The following is a 15045-nucleotide window of genomic DNA, read 5'->3' as shown; positions in this document are numbered from 1 at the left end:
GTATACAAGAACGGCACACGCGATGAAAGCTTGCGAACCGAAGGGGCTTTTCGACCCCTTGGCCTGCGCGTAACATGATAGCGCGATTCCGATAGGTCTTGCATTCATAATTATGGATAAAGTATTATTGCTGCGTTGCAAGTCAAATCCTGTGCAGTGTCCGGACACAAAGAGGGCGTCGCTTCGGCGGCGGAGAGGGAGGGACGCTAGTGCAGGGCGCCGACGGCCGCCCGCGTTGATTGCGGGCGGCGCAGTCGCCGCAACACCCTAAGCAGACACCCGCGGGGCCGCGAAATCGGCCCCGCTTTGCAGATCAGAGAGGTAAGCATGTCGAAGGCGCCTGATACTCCCCAGTTCTCACTGGACGACTGGTACAAAGCTGCGGCCAAGACCGCACCGGGCAATGATCCTGCGTCGCTGAACTGGACGACGCCAGAAGGTATCGTCGTCAAACCCTTGTATACCGCCGAGGATGTGGCCGATCTGGCGTATACCAATACGCTGCCGGGTTTTGCGCCTTATGTGCGCGGCCCGCAGGCCACGATGTATGCCGGTCGCCCCTGGACCATCCGCCAGTACGCCGGTTTTTCGACCGCCGAGGCGTCCAACGCCTTTTACCGCAAGGCGCTGGCCGCCGGTGGGCAGGGCGTGTCGGTGGCTTTTGATCTGGCTACGCACCGCGGCTACGATTCGGACAATCCGCGGGTCACCGGCGACGTCGGCAAGGCCGGCGTGGCGATCGATTCGGTCGAAGACATGAAGATCCTCTTCGACAGCATCCCGCTCGACAAGGTGTCGGTGTCGATGACCATGAATGGTGCCGTGCTGCCGATTCTGGCCGGCTATATCGTGGCCGCCGAAGAGCAGGGCGTGAGTCAGGAGAAGCTGTCGGGCACGATCCAGAACGACATCCTCAAAGAATTCATGGTGCGGAACACCTATATCTATCCGCCCACCCCGTCGATGAAGATCATCGCCGACATCTTCGGCTACACCGCGCAGCACATGCCGAAGTTCAACTCGATCTCGATCTCCGGCTATCACATTCAGGAAGCGGGCGCGAACCAGGCCATCGAACTGGCCTTCACGCTGGCCGACGGTCTGGAGTATGTGCGTACCGGCATCGCCAGCGGCATGGATGTCGACAAGTTTGCTGGCCGCCTGTCCTTCTTCTGGGCGGTGGGCATGAACTTCTATCTTGAGATCGCCAAGATGCGCGCGGCGCGTCTGCTGTGGTGGCGGATCATGAAGCAGTTCAACCCCAAGAGCGAAAAGTCGCTGATGCTGCGCACGCACAGCCAGACCTCCGGCTGGTCGTTGACCGAGCAGGATCCGTACAACAACGTGGTGCGCACCACCATCGAGGCGATGGCCGCGGTGTTTGGCGGCACCCAGTCGCTGCACACCAACGCACTGGACGAAGCCATCGCGCTGCCGACCGAGTTCTCGTCGCGTATCGCCCGCAATACGCAGATCCTGATTCAGGAAGAGACGCACATCACCAGCGTGGTTGATCCGTGGGCCGGCTCCTACATGATGGAATCGCTCACCCAGGAAATGGCCGACAAGGCCTGGGCGATCATCGAAGAGATCGAAGCCATGGGCGGCATGACCAAGGCGGTCGAGGCCGGCTGGGCGAAGATGAAGATTGAAGAGTGTGCCGCCGAGAAGCAGGCGCGCATTGACTCGGGCAAGGATGTGATCGTCGGGGTCAACAAGTACCGGCTGGCCAAGGAAGACCCGATCGAAATTCTCGACATCGACAACCATGCGGTGCGCGATTCGCAGGTGGCCCGTCTCAAGACGATCCGCGCCACGCGTGACCAGGCCGCCGTCGAGGGCGCGCTCGCCGCGCTGACCGAATGCGCCAAGACCGGCGAAGGCAATCTGCTCGATCTGGCCGTCAAGGCCATGCGCTTGCGTGCCACGGTGGGTGAAGTGTCCGATGCGCTCGAAGCCGAATGGGGCCGCTACCGCGCGAATCCGCAAGTCGTTTCAGGAGTGTATGGCGCCGTGGTTGAAGAACAGGATGACTGGAAAGCCCTGAAGGCCGACATCGAAGCCTTTGTGGCCGAAGAGGGCCGCCGCCCGCGCATCATGATCGCCAAGCTCGGTCAGGACGGCCACGACCGTGGCGCCAAAGTGGTGGCCTCGGCCTTTGCTGACCTCGGCTTCGACATCGACATCGGGCCACTTTTCCAGACGCCGGAAGAGGCCGCACGCCACGCCGTTGAAAACGATGTGCACGCAGTGGGCTGTTCGAGCCTCGCCGCGGGTCACAAAACGCTGGTGCCCGAGATCATCAAGCATCTCAAGGCGCAGGGCGCGGACGACATCATCGTGTTCGTGGGCGGCGTGATTCCCGCGCAGGACTACGACGCGTTGCGCAGCGCAGGTGCGAAAGGTATTTTTGGACCGGGCACGCCCATCCAGACTGCCGCCCGCGAAGTGCTGGCCCAGGTCCGCAAGGCCCGCGCCGGTTGATTGGCCGGCGGGTCGGGGTTGGCCTTTGCCGCCCCGGACCGCTGACCGTTGAACAATGAATATTCCTCAGATGCCTGCCGATCTCGACATCTCTGACCAGCACCTGGTCGATGGTGTGGTCGGGCGACAACTGCGCCCACTGGCCAAGACCATCACGCTGATCGAGTCCCAGCGACCCGATCACCGCGCGCGTGCGCGCCGTGTGCTCGAAGCCTTGCTGCCGCATACCGGCGGCGCCATGCGGGTGGGCATCTCCGGCGTGCCGGGGGTGGGCAAGTCCACCTTCATCGAAGCGCTGGGTTTGTTGCTGATCGAGAAAGGCTTGAAGGTCGCGGTGCTGGCGGTGGATCCGTCCTCGTCGGTGACTGGCGGCAGCATTCTGGGCGACAAGACGCGCATGGAATTGCTGTCGCAGCGCACCGAAGCCTTCATCCGGCCCAGCCCGTCGGCGGGCAGTCTGGGCGGTGTGGCCAGCAAGACGCGCGAGACGCTGCTGGTGTGCGAGGCCGCCGGTTTTGATGTGGTGATTGTCGAGACCGTCGGCGTGGGCCAGAGCGAAACCGCGGTGGCCGGCATGACCGACATTTTCTGCCTGCTGCAGTTGCCCAATGCGGGCGACGATCTGCAGGCGATCAAGAAAGGGATCATGGAATTGGCCGACCTGATCGTCATCAACAAGGCCGATATCGACCCGCGTCAGGCGGCGGTGGCAAAGAGCCAGATCAAGACGGCTTTGGGCATGCTGCGGCATAGCTCGCCTAACTGGGTGCCGCCGGTGCTGACGCTGTCGGCCCTGAAGAAAGACGGCGTGGCGCAGTTCTGGGACGAGATCATGCGCTATCGCGACACCATGCGCGGCAGTGGCGAGTTTGATGCAAAGCGGCGGACGCAGGCGCAGGCCTGGATGTGGGAGTTGATCGACAGCGGCTTGCGCCAGCGCTTTCGCGAACATCCGCAGGTCCGGGCTGAACTGGCGGCCTTGCAGGCGGCCGTGGCGCAGGGAGAAACCACCCCGGCCGCGGCGGCGCACATCCTGTTGAACCATTTGAGTGAACACTAGGCGGCGCACCCGGTAACCGCCGGGTCGTCGCATGCAAAGAAGTGCCTTTCCGGAGACCTGAGATATGCATGAAATCATCCGACAGTTGGAGGAGAAGCGCGAGAAGGCCCGCCTCGGCGGTGGCCAGAAGCGCATCGACTCGCAGCACACCAAGGGCAAGCTGACCGCGCGCGAGCGCATCGAGCTGCTGCTCGACGATGGCAGCTTCGAAGAGTGGGACATGTTCAAGGAGCACCGCTGCACCGACTTCGGCATGGCGTCCGAAAAGGTGCCGGGCGACGGCGTGGTGATCGGCTACGGCACGATCAACGGCCGTCTGGTCTTCGTGTTCTCGCAAGACTTCACCGTGCTGGGCGGCTCGCTGTCCGAGACCCACGCCGAGAAGATCTGCAAGGTTATGGACCAGGCCATGAAGGTTGGCGCGCCGGTGATTGGCCTCAACGATTCGGGTGGTGCGCGTATTCAGGAAGGCGTGGCCTCGCTCGGCGGTTACGCCGATGTGTTCCAGCGCAACGTGATGGCGTCCGGCGTAGTGCCGCAGATCTCGCTGATCATGGGCCCCTGCGCCGGTGGCGCGGTATATAGCCCGGCCATGACCGACTTCATCTTCATGGTCAAGGATTCGTCATACATGTTCGTGACCGGTCCCGAGGTCGTGAAGACCGTGACCCACGAAGATGTGACCGCCGAAGAACTCGGTGGCGCGATGACCCACAGCAGCAAGTCGGGCGTGGCCGATCTGGCCTTCGAGAACGACGTTGAAGCGCTGATGGTGATCCGCCGCATGATGAGCTTCATCCCCGGCAGCAACCGCGAGAAGCCGCCAATGCTGCCGTGCGTCGATCCGGCCGATCGCCTCGACATGTCGCTCGACACCCTGGTGCCGGACAACACCAACCAGCCCTACGACATGAAAGAGCTGATCATCAAGATGGTCGATGACAGCGATTTCTTCGAGCTGCAGCCCGACTACGCCAAGAACATCATCATCGGCTTTGGCCGCATGGAAGGCTCGCCCGTGGGCATCGTCGCCAACCAGCCGCTGGTGCTGGCCGGATGCCTCGACATCAAGAGCTCGATCAAGGCGGCGCGCTTCGTGCGCTTCTGCGACGCGTTCAACATCCCGGTGGTGACGCTGGTCGATGTGCCGGGCTTCATGCCGGGCACCGCGCAGGAATACGGCGGCATCATCAAGCACGGCGCCAAGCTGCTCTACGCCTATGCCGAGTGCACCGTGCCCAAGGTCACCGTGATCACCCGCAAGGCCTACGGCGGCGCCTATGACGTGATGAGCTCCAAGCACCTGCGTGGCGATGTGAACCTCGCCTGGCCGACGGCCGAGATCGCGGTGATGGGGCCGAAAGGCGCGGTGGAGATCATCTTCCGCGAAGAAAAGAACAACCCGGAAAAGATCGCTGAGCGCGAGGCCGAGTACAAGGCCAAGTTCGCCAACCCCTTCGTGGCCGGTGCGCGTGGCTTCATCGACGACGTGATCATGCCGCACGAAACCCGCAAGCGCGTGTGCCGTTCGCTGGCCATGCTCAAGGACAAAGAACTCCAGAACCCGTGGCGCAAGCACGGCAACATTCCGCTCTAAGCCCGGGAGGACACAAACTATGTTCAAGAAGATTCTGATCGCGAACCGCGGTGAAATCGCCTGCCGCGTGATCAAAACCGCCCAGAAGATGGGCATCAAGACTGTTGCCGTGTATTCCGAGGCCGACAAGCGTGCGTTGTTTGTGGCGCTGGCCGACGAGGCCGTGTGCATCGGACCGGCGGCCTCGGCACAGTCTTATCTGGTGGCCGACAAGATCATCGCTGCGTGCAAGCAGACGGGCGCCGAAGCGGTGCATCCGGGCTATGGCTTTCTGTCCGAGAACGCGGACTTCTCGCGCCGGCTGGAAGAGGAAGGCATCAAGTTCATCGGCCCCAAGCACTACTCGATCGCCAAGATGGGCGACAAGATCGAGTCGAAAAAGCTGGCACTCGACGCCAAGGTCAACACCATTCCCGGCCACAACGAAGCCATTTCCGGCCCGGACGAGGCGGTCAAGATTGCTCAGGGCATCGGCTACCCGGTGATGATCAAGGCCTCGGCCGGCGGTGGTGGCAAGGGCTTGCGCGTGGCCTTCAACGACAAAGAAGCGCACGAAGGCTTCTCGTCCTGCGTCAGCGAAGCCAAGAACGCCTTTGGCGATGACCGCGTGTTCATCGAAAAATACGTGCTTGAGCCGCGCCATATCGAGATCCAGTTGCTGGGCGATTCGCATGGCAACTATGTGTACCTGAACGAGCGCGACTGCTCGATTCAGCGTCGTCACCAGAAAGTGATCGAAGAGGCGCCGTCGCCCTTCGTCGATCCGGCCATGCGCAAGGCCATGGGCGAGCAGGCCGTGGCGCTGGCGCGCGCGGTGAATTACGAATCGGCCGGTACGGTCGAGTTCGTGGTGGGCGCCGACAAGAGCTTCTACTTCCTCGAGATGAACACCCGCTTGCAGGTTGAGCACCCGGTCACCGAGTACATCACCGGCGTCGATCTGGTCGAGCAGATGATTCGCGTCGCCTACGGCGAAAAGCTGGCCTTCAGCCAGGCCGACGTCAAGCTCGATGGCTGGTCGATGGAGTGCCGCATCAACGCCGAAGACCCGTTCCGCGGCTTCCTGCCCTCAACGGGCCGCCTGGTCAGGTTCGATCCGCCGGCTGAGCGCGAGGACGTGCGTGTCGACACCGGCGTGTACGACGGCGGCGAGATCTCGATGTTCTACGACTCGATGATTGCCAAGCTGATCGTGCACGGCAAGGACCGCGACGACGCGATCCAGAAGATGCGCGACGCGCTCAACGAATTCGTCATTCGCGGCATCAGCTCAAACATCCCGTTCCAGGCCGCCTTGCTGCAGCATCCGCGCTTCTGCTCGGGCAACTTCAACACGGGCTTCATGGTCGAGGAGTATCCCGACGGTTTCGACGCGTCGATGGTGCCGCACGACGATCCGGCGCTGCTGGCGTCTGTCGCCACCTTTGCCCGCATGCGTTACATCGAGCGGGCGGTGCAGATTTCCGGTCAGATGGCCGGGCACGGACGCAGCGTCAAAAAGGATCTGGTGGTGTTGATGGCGGGTGTCCGCTATCCGGTGTCGGTCGAGGCCATCGACGGCGGCATGCGGATTCGTCAGGGCGACAAGGCTTACGACATCGTCTCCGACTGGACTTTCCGCGACCTGCTGTTCAAGGGGACGGTCAATGGCGCCCCGATCTGCTTGCAGATCGAGCGTCGTGGCCTGTGCTACCACATCAGCCATTTTGGCCTGCAGGTTCAGCCGATGGTGATGACCGGCGTGGCAGCCAGCCTGCTCGAGCGGATGCCCGAGAAGCAGCCCCCCGATCTGTCGAAGTATCTGCTGTCGCCCATGCCGGGCCTGCTGCGTGAAGTGGCCGTGCAGCCGGGTCAGGAGATCAAGGCTGGACAAAAGCTGGCGGTGATCGAAGCCATGAAGATGGAGAACGTTCTCAAGGCCGAGCAAGATAGTGTGGTCAAGAAAGTCGTTGCCCATCCGGGCGCCAGCCTGACGGTGGACGAAATCATCATCGAATTCGAATAAGACAGTTTCGCTGATCGATAGGGAGGGAGACTCGCTACGCAAGATGGCGAGTGCCTGTCGGCGCATCGGGGCTCACGCAAGTGAGCCCCTTTTTTTGACCGTGGCTGCGAGCGGAACCGGGTGATGCACGATGCGGTCAACCAAATACGAAAGCGGCGGTTGAGCCGGCTCGATTTGCTTTGAAATGTTTTGTGCAATAGTATTCGGTCGTTAACGTTTGACCCTTACCAGGATCGATAGCGCGCAGTGACCCTCTGCAGCGCGTCCTGATGGCAGCGGTCGGCGCCGTCCCTGTGCGCCCCAACCCGAGTATGTCTGCTGCCCCCAATGAATTGGCCAAAAGCCTTGGTACGCCATCGTGCCAGTCCCCCGCCGTGTGTCTGTCAATTGGACGGCGGGGAAAAGAAAGGAGACCATCTATGCCGCAACAAGCCGAAACCATCATCAATCAGTGGCCCTTGCATGCTGTGGACGGAGGTTACGAAATGGTGCCCTTCAAGGTGTATACGCAGCGCGATCTGGACAAGATCGAACCCTTGCAGAAGCTGTCCGAGGCGATGCGCTTCGAGATGAAAGTGGTGTCCTCGGTCCTGCCTTTCCGGGTGAACCAGTACGTGATCGATGAGCTGATCGACTGGGACAACGTCCCGGCCGACCCGATGTTCCAGCTCACCTTCCCGCAGCGCGGCATGCTCTCGGCCGAGCATTACGACACCATCGCCAAGCTGATTCAGGACGGTGCCGACAAGGCCACCCTGGCCGCCGCGGTGAACGAGGTGCGCCAGGCGCTTAACCCGCACCCGGCCGACCAGATGGAAATGAACATGCCGGTTGACGACGAGGGCAACCGCCTCGACGGCATCCAGCACAAGTACCGCGAAACCGTGCTGTTCTTCCCCAGCCAGGGCCAGACCTGCCACGCCTACTGCACTTTCTGTTTCCGCTGGGCGCAGTTCGTCGGCGACAAGGAGCTGCGTATCGCCGCCTCCGAGGCCAGCACGCTGCACGATTACCTGAAGGAACACACCGAGGTCACCGATCTGCTGTTCACCGGTGGCGACCCGATGGTGATGAAGACCAAGCACCTGGCCGCTTACCTCGAACCGCTGCTCGAACCCGAGTTCGACCACATTCAGACCATCCGGATCGGCACCAAGGCGCTCACCTTCTGGCCGCACCGCTTCCTCGGTGCGGAGGACGCCGGCGAGCTGATCGACCTGCTCACCCGCATGGTGCGGGCGGGCAAGCACGTGGCGGTGATGGGGCATTACAACCACTGGAAAGAGATGGACACCGACGCCGCCCGTGCCGCGATTCGTGCCATTCGCAGCACCGGTGCAGTGATTCGCGCCCAGGGCCCGCTGATCGCCCATATCAACGACGACCCCGATGTGTGGGCCAAGATGTGGAAGATGCAGGTCAAGCTCGGCATCATCCCGTATTACATGTTTGTCGAGCGCGACACTGGCGCCCGTGGCTACTTCGAGGTGCCGCTCGATCGCGCCTGGGAAATCTACCGTGAGGCCATGCAGCAGGTCTCCGGTCTGGCCCGGACCGCGCGCGGCCCGTCCATGTCGGCCAGCCCGGGCAAGGTCGAGGTGCAAGGCGTGACCGAGATCAACGGCGAAAAAGTGTTCGTGCTGCGCTTCATCCAGGGCCGCAATCCGGACTGGATCCAGCGCCCGTTCTTTGCCAAGTACAACCCGGACGCCACCTGGCTCCATCATCTGGAGCCTGCTTTTGGCGAAGAGAAATTCTTCTTCGAAGACGAGTACGAAGCGATCCGCGATGAGCGCATCGATGCCGCCCAGGCCTGAGTGTCAGCTCGTGTGTGACAAAAGCCCGCCCCTTGTGGCGGGCTTTTTCGTCAATTGATGCAACACGCGGCGCCGTCCGGCCGCTTTGCGCCGGCAAGCGTGCCGGGGTGTGCAACAATCGACGCCGATGACAGCATGCCGAGAGCGGCAAGAGGTGAGCCATGCGCTTCGACAATGGACGACAAAGTGACAACGTGGAAGACCGCCGAGGCGCCCGCGGTGGGCGCAGTGGCATGCGGATGGGCCGTGGCAAGATTGGCGTCGGCACCATCGTGCTCGCGCTGGTGGCCATGTACTTTGGCGTCGATCCGAGCGTGGTGCTCAATTCCGGCTTGACCGGCGGCGGTGTTGCGGTTGAATCGCCGGCCGGCGCGCCGCCCGCGAACGACGCCCAGGCGCGCTTCGTGTCCATGGTGCTGGCCGACACCGAAGCCACCTGGCAGGCCATTTTCCAGCAAGCTGGCGGCCGTTATGTCGAGCCCAAGCTGGTCTTGTTCACTGGCGCAACGAACACGGCCTGCGGCATGGGCCAGGCCGCGATGGGGCCGTTCTACTGCCCCGGCGACCAGAAGGTGTATATCGATCTGGCCTTCTATGACGAGCTGCGCACCCGCTTCCGCGCGCCCGGCGACTTTGCCCAAGCCTATGTGATCGCCCACGAGGTGGGCCACCATGTTCAGAACTTGCTCGGAATCTCCGGCAAGGTGCAGGAAGCGCGCCAGCGGGTCAGCGAAGCCGAAGGCAACCAGCTGTCAGTGCGGCTCGAATTGCAGGCCGATTGCTTCTCCGGCGTGTGGGCGCATCACGCCGACCGCGCGCGGCAAGTGCTTGAAGCGGGCGATATCGAGGAAGCCCTCGGCGCCGCCGCCGCGATCGGCGACGACCGGCTGCAGAAGCAGGCGCAGGGGTACGCGGTGCCCGACAGCTTCACCCATGGCTCGTCGGCGCAGCGGGTGCGCTGGTTCAAGCAGGGCTTGGGCAGCGGGGATCTGAAGAGTTGCGATACCTTCTCGGCGCGTACGTTGTAATCGGGGTGACGCACCATGGACATCCATCACATCCCCTTCGGGACGACCGACTGGTCAAGCATTCCTGTCACAACCCATGCGGGCGTGAATGGCGTGGCTTATTGGCGGACAGGCCACTTCGGCGATCTTCGCGTACGCATGGTCGAGTATTCGCCGGGCTATCTGGCGGATCACTGGTGTTCGAAAGGCCACATTCTTCTGTGCCTCGAAGGGGAGTTGCACACCGAGCTTGAAGATGGTCGGCGTTTTGTTTTGCGTCCGGGCATGAGTTATCAGGTTGCCGACAACGCCGAACCGCACCGCTCGTCCACCGCCACTGGGGCGAAGCTTTTCGTTGTCGACTGAGGGCGCATACCAACAAGAGACTGGCGGGGTTGATGCCTTGGGGCCAGCACCGATTCGTAAGAAGGGCGCCGTTTGGCGCCCTTTTTGATGTCGGGGGTCAGTCCGCCAGCCTGGCGAAGGCCGCCACCACTTCCGGCGGCGCCTGCACCAGCTCGATCAGCACGCCTTCGCCGGCGATGGGAAATTCGTCGTTGGCCTTGGGGTGCATGAAGGTGATGTCGAAGCCGGCTGCGCCCTTGCGGATGCCGCCCGGCGCGAAGCGCACGCCTTGCGAGGAGAGCCACTCGACGGCGGTGGGCAGGTCGTCGATCCACAGGCCGATGTGGTTGAGCGGGGTGGTGTGCACCGCCGGCTTCTTGTCGGCATCGAGCGGTTGCATGAGGTCGACTTCGACCTTGAAGGGGCCGCTGCCGATGGCGCAGATGTCTTCATCCACGTTCTCGCGTTCGGAGACGAAGTTGCCGGTGACTTCGAGGCCGAGCATGTCGACCCACAAGGTTTTCAGGCGGTCTTTGCTCGGGCCGCCGATGGCGATTTGCTGGATGCCGAGGACTTTGAAGGGGCGCTGAGTCATGGGAGTCTCCGTGGATTAATAATCCATAATTATGGATAGAAGTGCAGGCCTTGTCGAGAGGGCGGATGAGGATCCACGGCGGGGCCGCCCAGGGCTTGGCCGGGCGCTGCGATACGGCGTTATCGCGAGCGCAATGCGGCCCGGTTCATTCCCAGCTGACGCTGCTGCAGAACAGGTAGCCGGCGCCATACACGGTCTTGATCAGCGCGGGGTTTTGCGGGTCGTCTTCGAGCTTTCGGCGCAGGCGGGAGATGCGCACGTCGACGCTGCGGTCAAAGGGGTCGATGTCGCGTTCGCCGATGAGTTGCTCGCGGGTCAGGATGCGGTTGGGGCTCCGGAGCAGCGCGCTGAGCATGGTGGCCTCGGTGGCCGAGACCGAGACTTCGCGCCCGTCGGGGGTGATCAGCATGTGGCGGCCGAGGTCGAAACGCCAGCCGGAGAACACCGCGGTGCCGGGCGAGGCGGGGGCGTCATTGGACTCGGCGCTGCGCAGGTAGCGGCGCAATATGGAGCGCACGCGGGCGACCAGTTCACGCGGTTCGAAGGGTTTGACGAGGTAGTCGTCGGCGCCCAGCTCCAGGCCGAGCACGCGGTCGGTGACGTCATTGCGGCCGGTGAGGATCAGCACGGCGCAGGGCGAGTGCTCCTGCAGTTCGCGGATGACCTGCATGCCGTCCATGTCGGGCAGGCCGAGATCGACAATGGCCAGGTCCGGCGGGGTCTGTTTTGCCATTTGCAGAAAGCGCCGCCCGGTCTGATGGTGTTCGCAGCGGAAGCCGTAGCCGTCGAGACCGTTGCAGATGAGGCGGGCAATGTCGACCTCGTCTTCGAGCACCAGTATGCGGGGGTGGGTCGCGTCTGTGGTCATGCGTCGGAGTCCTGAAGAAGTTGAGCCAGGGTGCGCTCGAGCAGCTTGCGGTCGAAGGGCTTGCGCAGCACGGGGACGTCGAGCTCCTGCACCTCGTGGATGGCATTGCCACTGGCGTAGCCGGTGATCAGCAGGACGGGCAGGTCGGGGCGAATTTCGCGGGCGAACTGCACCAGCTCCTTGCCGCCAATGGCGCCGGGCATGACGGTGTCGGAGATCAGCAGGCCGATGTCGGGAATCTGCCGAACCATGTCCTGGGCGGCGGCGCCGTTGTCGGTTTCAAGCACAGGGTAGCCCAGCTCGGTGAGCTGCATGCGGATGATCTTGCGCACCTCGGGCTCGTCTTCGACCAGCAGCACAGGCGGGCGCGGCGCGTCGGCGTCGTGCGATTTCTCGCGCGCCTCGTCGGCGACCGGCGCAGGTGGGTCGGTGCGCGGGAGGACGAAGGTGACGGACGAGCCTTTACCGATGGTGCTGCGCACCCGGATATTGCCGCCGGATTGCCGCACGAAGCCATACACCATCGACAGGCCGAGCCCGGACCCTCGGCCGAAGGGCTTGGTGGTGACGAAGGGTTCGAACACGCGCGGCAGCAGCTCGGGGGCGATGCCGGTGCCGGTGTCGGAGACCTCGATCTGCACATAGTCGCCCACCGGCAGCTCGATCAGCATGGCGAGGCTGGAGGGGATGTGCCGCTCATGCACCCGGATGCTCAGCTCGCCGCCGCCGGGCATGGCGTCGCGGGCGTTGATGGCGAGGTTCAGCAGTGCGCTTTCGAGCTGATGCGGGTCGGCCATGGCATACAGCGGCATGTCGGGCAGATGGGTCTGGATGCGCACCGATTCGGTCAGCGAGCGACTGAGTAGCTGGGTCATGTCGCGCACCAGCTGGCCGACCTCAACGGCGCTGGGCTCCAGCGTCTGGCGGCGCGAGAAGGTCAGCAGGCGGCGGATCAGCTCGGCGCCGCGTTGGGCGGCATGCAGTGCGGGGTTGAGGTAGTCGGCAGCCAGCGCCGGGTCGCAGCGCTCCTTGGCGGCTTCGAGGTTGCCCATGACGATGGTCAGCAGGTTGTTGAAGTCGTGCGCCAGGCCGCCAGTGAGCTGGCCGACCGCTTCCATTTTTTGCGCTTGAACCAGGGCGGCTTCGCTGGCGCGTTGTTCGGTGATGTCGATCGACAACACGAAAAAGCCGACCACCTTTTTGTCGCTGTCGAACTCCGGCACCACCACGCTGCGTGCATAGACGGTACGGCCCTTGTCGGCCTTGCGTGCGTATTCGTAGGAGACGCGTTCACCGCGGGTGGCGGTGTCGAGGTAGTCGGTGATGCCGGCATAGGCCTCTTCGCCGAACACCGCCTCAATCGAGCGCCCGACGATGTTCTCTTTGGTCAGACCGAACCATTCGGCGTAGCCCTTGTTGGCGAACTGGTACTTGCGATTCACATCCACATAGGCGATCAGTGCGGGGATGGAGTCGATGATCATCAACAGGCGCGCCTCGCTACGGCCCAGTGCCTGAGCGATGTGGTCGATCTCGGTCTTGGCCGAGAGCAGCTCGGCGGTGCGTTCGCGCACTCTGGCTTCGAGCAGCACGTTTTGTTGCTGGATCAGGGTCTCGTAGCGGCGCTGCTCGGTGATGTCGGTCCACAGCGACACGAAGCCGAGGTTGGGAATCGGCACGCCGCGAATCGCCAGCACTTTGCCGTTGGGGCGCACACGCTCGACATAGTGGGGTTCGAAGGCGCGCACCGAGGCCATGCGCTCGGCGATCTGCTTTTCCAGGTTGCCTTCGCCGTACTCGCCACGCTCGGCGTTGAAACGCACAAAGGCCTCGAAGGGCGTGCCCACGCGGACCAGCGATTCGGGGAAGTCGAGCAAACGCACCATCGCCTTGTTCCAGGTCACCAGCTTGGGCGTGGCGTCGAATACCGCAATCGCCTGGTCAAGCAGATCGAGGCCGGCCAGCAGCAGGTCGTAGCGGCGCAACTCCTCGGGCGAGTTGCCGGCGGCGGGCGCTGGGTGTGCGAAGGGGTTGCGGGGTGGCATGAGCGCGTCTCAGTGGGCTGGGGCGGCGGGGCGAGGCACCATTCTAGTGCGTGGCCGTGTCGGGCGGGAAGGGCGCCGCGTCTTCACCCGTGTGCATTTGTACCTGACGGCGGAAGCGGTCGGGGGCGAGGCCGGTCCAGGCGACAAAGGCGCGGTAGAAGGCGGAGGTGTCGGCGTAGCCGAGATCGGCGGCGATGTCGGCGATGCGCTGGCGGGTCTTGGTCAGGCGCGAGAGCGCGATGTCGCGCCGGAAGGCGTCCTTGATCAAGCGAAAGCCCGAGCCTTCTTCTTCGAGCCGGCGGTGCAGGGTGCGGGTCGACATATGCAGACTAGCCGCCGCTTCGGTCACGGTGAGGGCGGCGGGCAGGGCGTCGCGCAGCAGATCGCGCACCCGGAACACCAGCTCGCGGTCGCGGCGGTAGAGCATGCTGATCTTGCCGGGGGCGCCGTCCAGGAACACGGCCAGCGCCGCTTCGTCGCGGCGGATGGGCAGGTCAAGCAGATTGGCGCGCAGGCTGGCTTCGAGGTCGGGCGCTTCAAACGACGAATGCTCGGTATACACCAGCGCGTAGTCGTCGGCATGGGCCGGGCGGGCGTAGGGAAAGCGCACCGCCTCCAGCGCCAGCCCGCGCCCCACCAGCCAGCAGGCGACGCTGTGGAGCAGGCGCAGCAGCCACTCGAAGGCAAATACGCGGGCCGGGTCGTCGCGGGGGCCGAGGGGGCGGGTTTCGACGATGCGCAGCTGCGCCATGTCGCCGCGGCGGTGGATGGTGATGTTCAGGTCGGGCAGCACCAGATGCAGAAAGCGGCCCGCGCGCTCCAGTGCGTCGGCCAGCGTGGTGGCGCCGAGCATGCTGCGGCACAGGAACTCGAAGCTGCCGGGGCGCACCGGTTGCGAGAACAGGCCAAAGCCCTCGTCGCCCAGTTCGGCAATGATGCGGTTGTACAGCGCGGCATAGCGGTCGACCTCGATGCGCAGCGTCGGGTTGTCCAGATCGATGCCGGCATCGGCCAGCAAGGGCGCGGGGTCGCGGCCTAGCCGCTCCAGCCCGGCGAGCATGCCGGTGACGAAGCCGGGGGCGACCGTGGCGCGCGGGCGGCGCGGCCGGCCGGCGGTGCCGGGCGAGGCGGCGGACTTTGCAGGTCGGGGCATGGCAATCTCCCGGTGTGCCGTTGCTGACAAGCGACGCAGAATGTTGGCCGATTTTGCACGATATGCGTC

Annotated in this window: 11 protein-coding genes; 7 read left to right on the top strand and 4 right to left on the bottom strand. The window is 63.7% G+C overall.

Annotated features, from left to right (window positions below; genetic code table 11):
- Positions 1–327 precede the first annotated feature (327 nt).
- The 7 genes from scpA (at position 328) to FHP89_RS02770 (ending at position 10336) form a co-directional block, all read left to right on the top strand.
- Positions 328–2484: a methylmalonyl-CoA mutase gene (gene scpA / locus FHP89_RS02800; protein WP_144176225.1), complete on the top strand. Its 2157-nt coding sequence runs from the start codon at positions 328–330 to the stop codon at positions 2482–2484.
- Between the two features lie 55 nt (positions 2485–2539).
- Positions 2540–3544 (top strand): methylmalonyl Co-A mutase-associated GTPase MeaB, encoded by a 1005-nt coding sequence (meaB, locus tag FHP89_RS02795; RefSeq protein ID WP_391525259.1) that lies wholly within the window; start codon positions 2540–2542, stop codon positions 3542–3544.
- Positions 3545–3608: 64 nt separating this feature from the next.
- A complete protein-coding gene (locus tag FHP89_RS02790) occupies positions 3609–5141 on the top strand; it encodes an acyl-CoA carboxylase subunit beta (RefSeq protein WP_144176224.1) in 1533 nt (510 codons plus the stop codon).
- A gap of 19 nt (positions 5142–5160) precedes the next feature.
- Entirely contained in the window at positions 5161–7146 is a 1986-nt protein-coding gene (gene accC, locus FHP89_RS02785; protein WP_144176223.1) for an acetyl-CoA carboxylase biotin carboxylase subunit, read from the top strand.
- A gap of 485 nt (positions 7147–7631) precedes the next feature.
- Positions 7632–8963 (top strand): KamA family radical SAM protein, encoded by a 1332-nt coding sequence (locus FHP89_RS02780; protein ID WP_144176400.1) that lies wholly within the window; start codon positions 7632–7634, stop codon positions 8961–8963.
- A 161-nt stretch (positions 8964–9124) separates the two neighbouring features.
- Entirely contained in the window at positions 9125–9991 is an 867-nt protein-coding gene (gene ypfJ / locus FHP89_RS02775; protein WP_144176222.1) for a KPN_02809 family neutral zinc metallopeptidase, read from the top strand.
- Positions 9992–10006: 15 nt separating this feature from the next.
- On the top strand, positions 10007–10336 hold the full coding sequence (locus FHP89_RS02770) for a DHCW motif cupin fold protein (RefSeq protein ID WP_144176221.1): 330 nt from the start codon (positions 10007–10009) through the stop codon (positions 10334–10336).
- 97 nt (positions 10337–10433) lie between these two features.
- Here FHP89_RS02770 and FHP89_RS02765 read toward each other — a convergent pair whose 3' ends face one another.
- The 4 genes from FHP89_RS02765 to FHP89_RS02750 form a co-directional block, all read right to left on the bottom strand.
- Entirely contained in the window at positions 10434–10910 is a 477-nt protein-coding gene (locus FHP89_RS02765; protein ID WP_144176220.1) for a VOC family protein, read from the bottom strand.
- Positions 10911–11055: 145 nt separating this feature from the next.
- Positions 11056–11778 carry a response regulator transcription factor gene (locus FHP89_RS02760; RefSeq protein WP_144176219.1) on the bottom strand — a complete coding sequence of 241 codons (723 nt, stop codon included), beginning with the start codon at positions 11776–11778 and terminating at the stop codon, positions 11056–11058.
- Complete coding sequence (locus FHP89_RS02755) at positions 11775–13823, bottom strand: PAS-domain containing protein (RefSeq protein WP_144176218.1); 2049 nt, start codon at positions 13821–13823, stop codon at positions 11775–11777. Before FHP89_RS02755 ends, FHP89_RS02760 begins: the two co-directional genes overlap by 4 nt.
- Positions 13824–13866: 43 nt before the next feature.
- Positions 13867–14976 (bottom strand): AraC family transcriptional regulator, encoded by a 1110-nt coding sequence (locus tag FHP89_RS02750; protein WP_391525254.1) that lies wholly within the window; start codon positions 14974–14976, stop codon positions 13867–13869.
- Between the last annotated feature and the right edge of the window lie 69 nt (positions 14977–15045).

Source organism: Denitromonas ohlonensis, from assembly GCF_007625205.1.
Taxonomy (GTDB): Bacteria; Pseudomonadota; Gammaproteobacteria; order Burkholderiales; family Rhodocyclaceae; genus Nitrogeniibacter; species Nitrogeniibacter ohlonensis.
Note: the sequence above shows the minus strand (reverse complement) of the source record. Positions and strands in the feature narration are given on the sequence as shown.

Coding starts and splice junctions, on each gene's coding strand:
- scpA (WP_144176225.1), top strand. CDS start 328: ATGTCGAAGGCGCCTGATACTCCCCAGTTCTCACTGGACGACTGGTAC.
- meaB (WP_391525259.1), top strand. CDS start 2,540: ATGAATATTCCTCAGATGCCTGCCGATCTCGACATCTCTGACCAGCAC.
- FHP89_RS02790 (WP_144176224.1), top strand. CDS start 3,609: ATGCATGAAATCATCCGACAGTTGGAGGAGAAGCGCGAGAAGGCCCGC.
- accC (WP_144176223.1), top strand. CDS start 5,161: ATGTTCAAGAAGATTCTGATCGCGAACCGCGGTGAAATCGCCTGCCGC.
- FHP89_RS02780 (WP_144176400.1), top strand. CDS start 7,632: ATGGTGCCCTTCAAGGTGTATACGCAGCGCGATCTGGACAAGATCGAA.
- ypfJ (WP_144176222.1), top strand. CDS start 9,125: ATGCGCTTCGACAATGGACGACAAAGTGACAACGTGGAAGACCGCCGA.
- FHP89_RS02770 (WP_144176221.1), top strand. CDS start 10,007: ATGGACATCCATCACATCCCCTTCGGGACGACCGACTGGTCAAGCATT.
- FHP89_RS02765 (WP_144176220.1), bottom strand. CDS start 10,910: ATGACTCAGCGCCCCTTCAAAGTCCTCGGCATCCAGCAAATCGCCATC.
- FHP89_RS02760 (WP_144176219.1), bottom strand. CDS start 11,778: ATGACCACAGACGCGACCCACCCCCGCATACTGGTGCTCGAAGACGAG.
- FHP89_RS02755 (WP_144176218.1), bottom strand. CDS start 13,823: ATGCCACCCCGCAACCCCTTCGCACACCCAGCGCCCGCCGCCGGCAAC.
- FHP89_RS02750 (WP_391525254.1), bottom strand. CDS start 14,976: ATGCCCCGACCTGCAAAGTCCGCCGCCTCGCCCGGCACCGCCGGCCGG.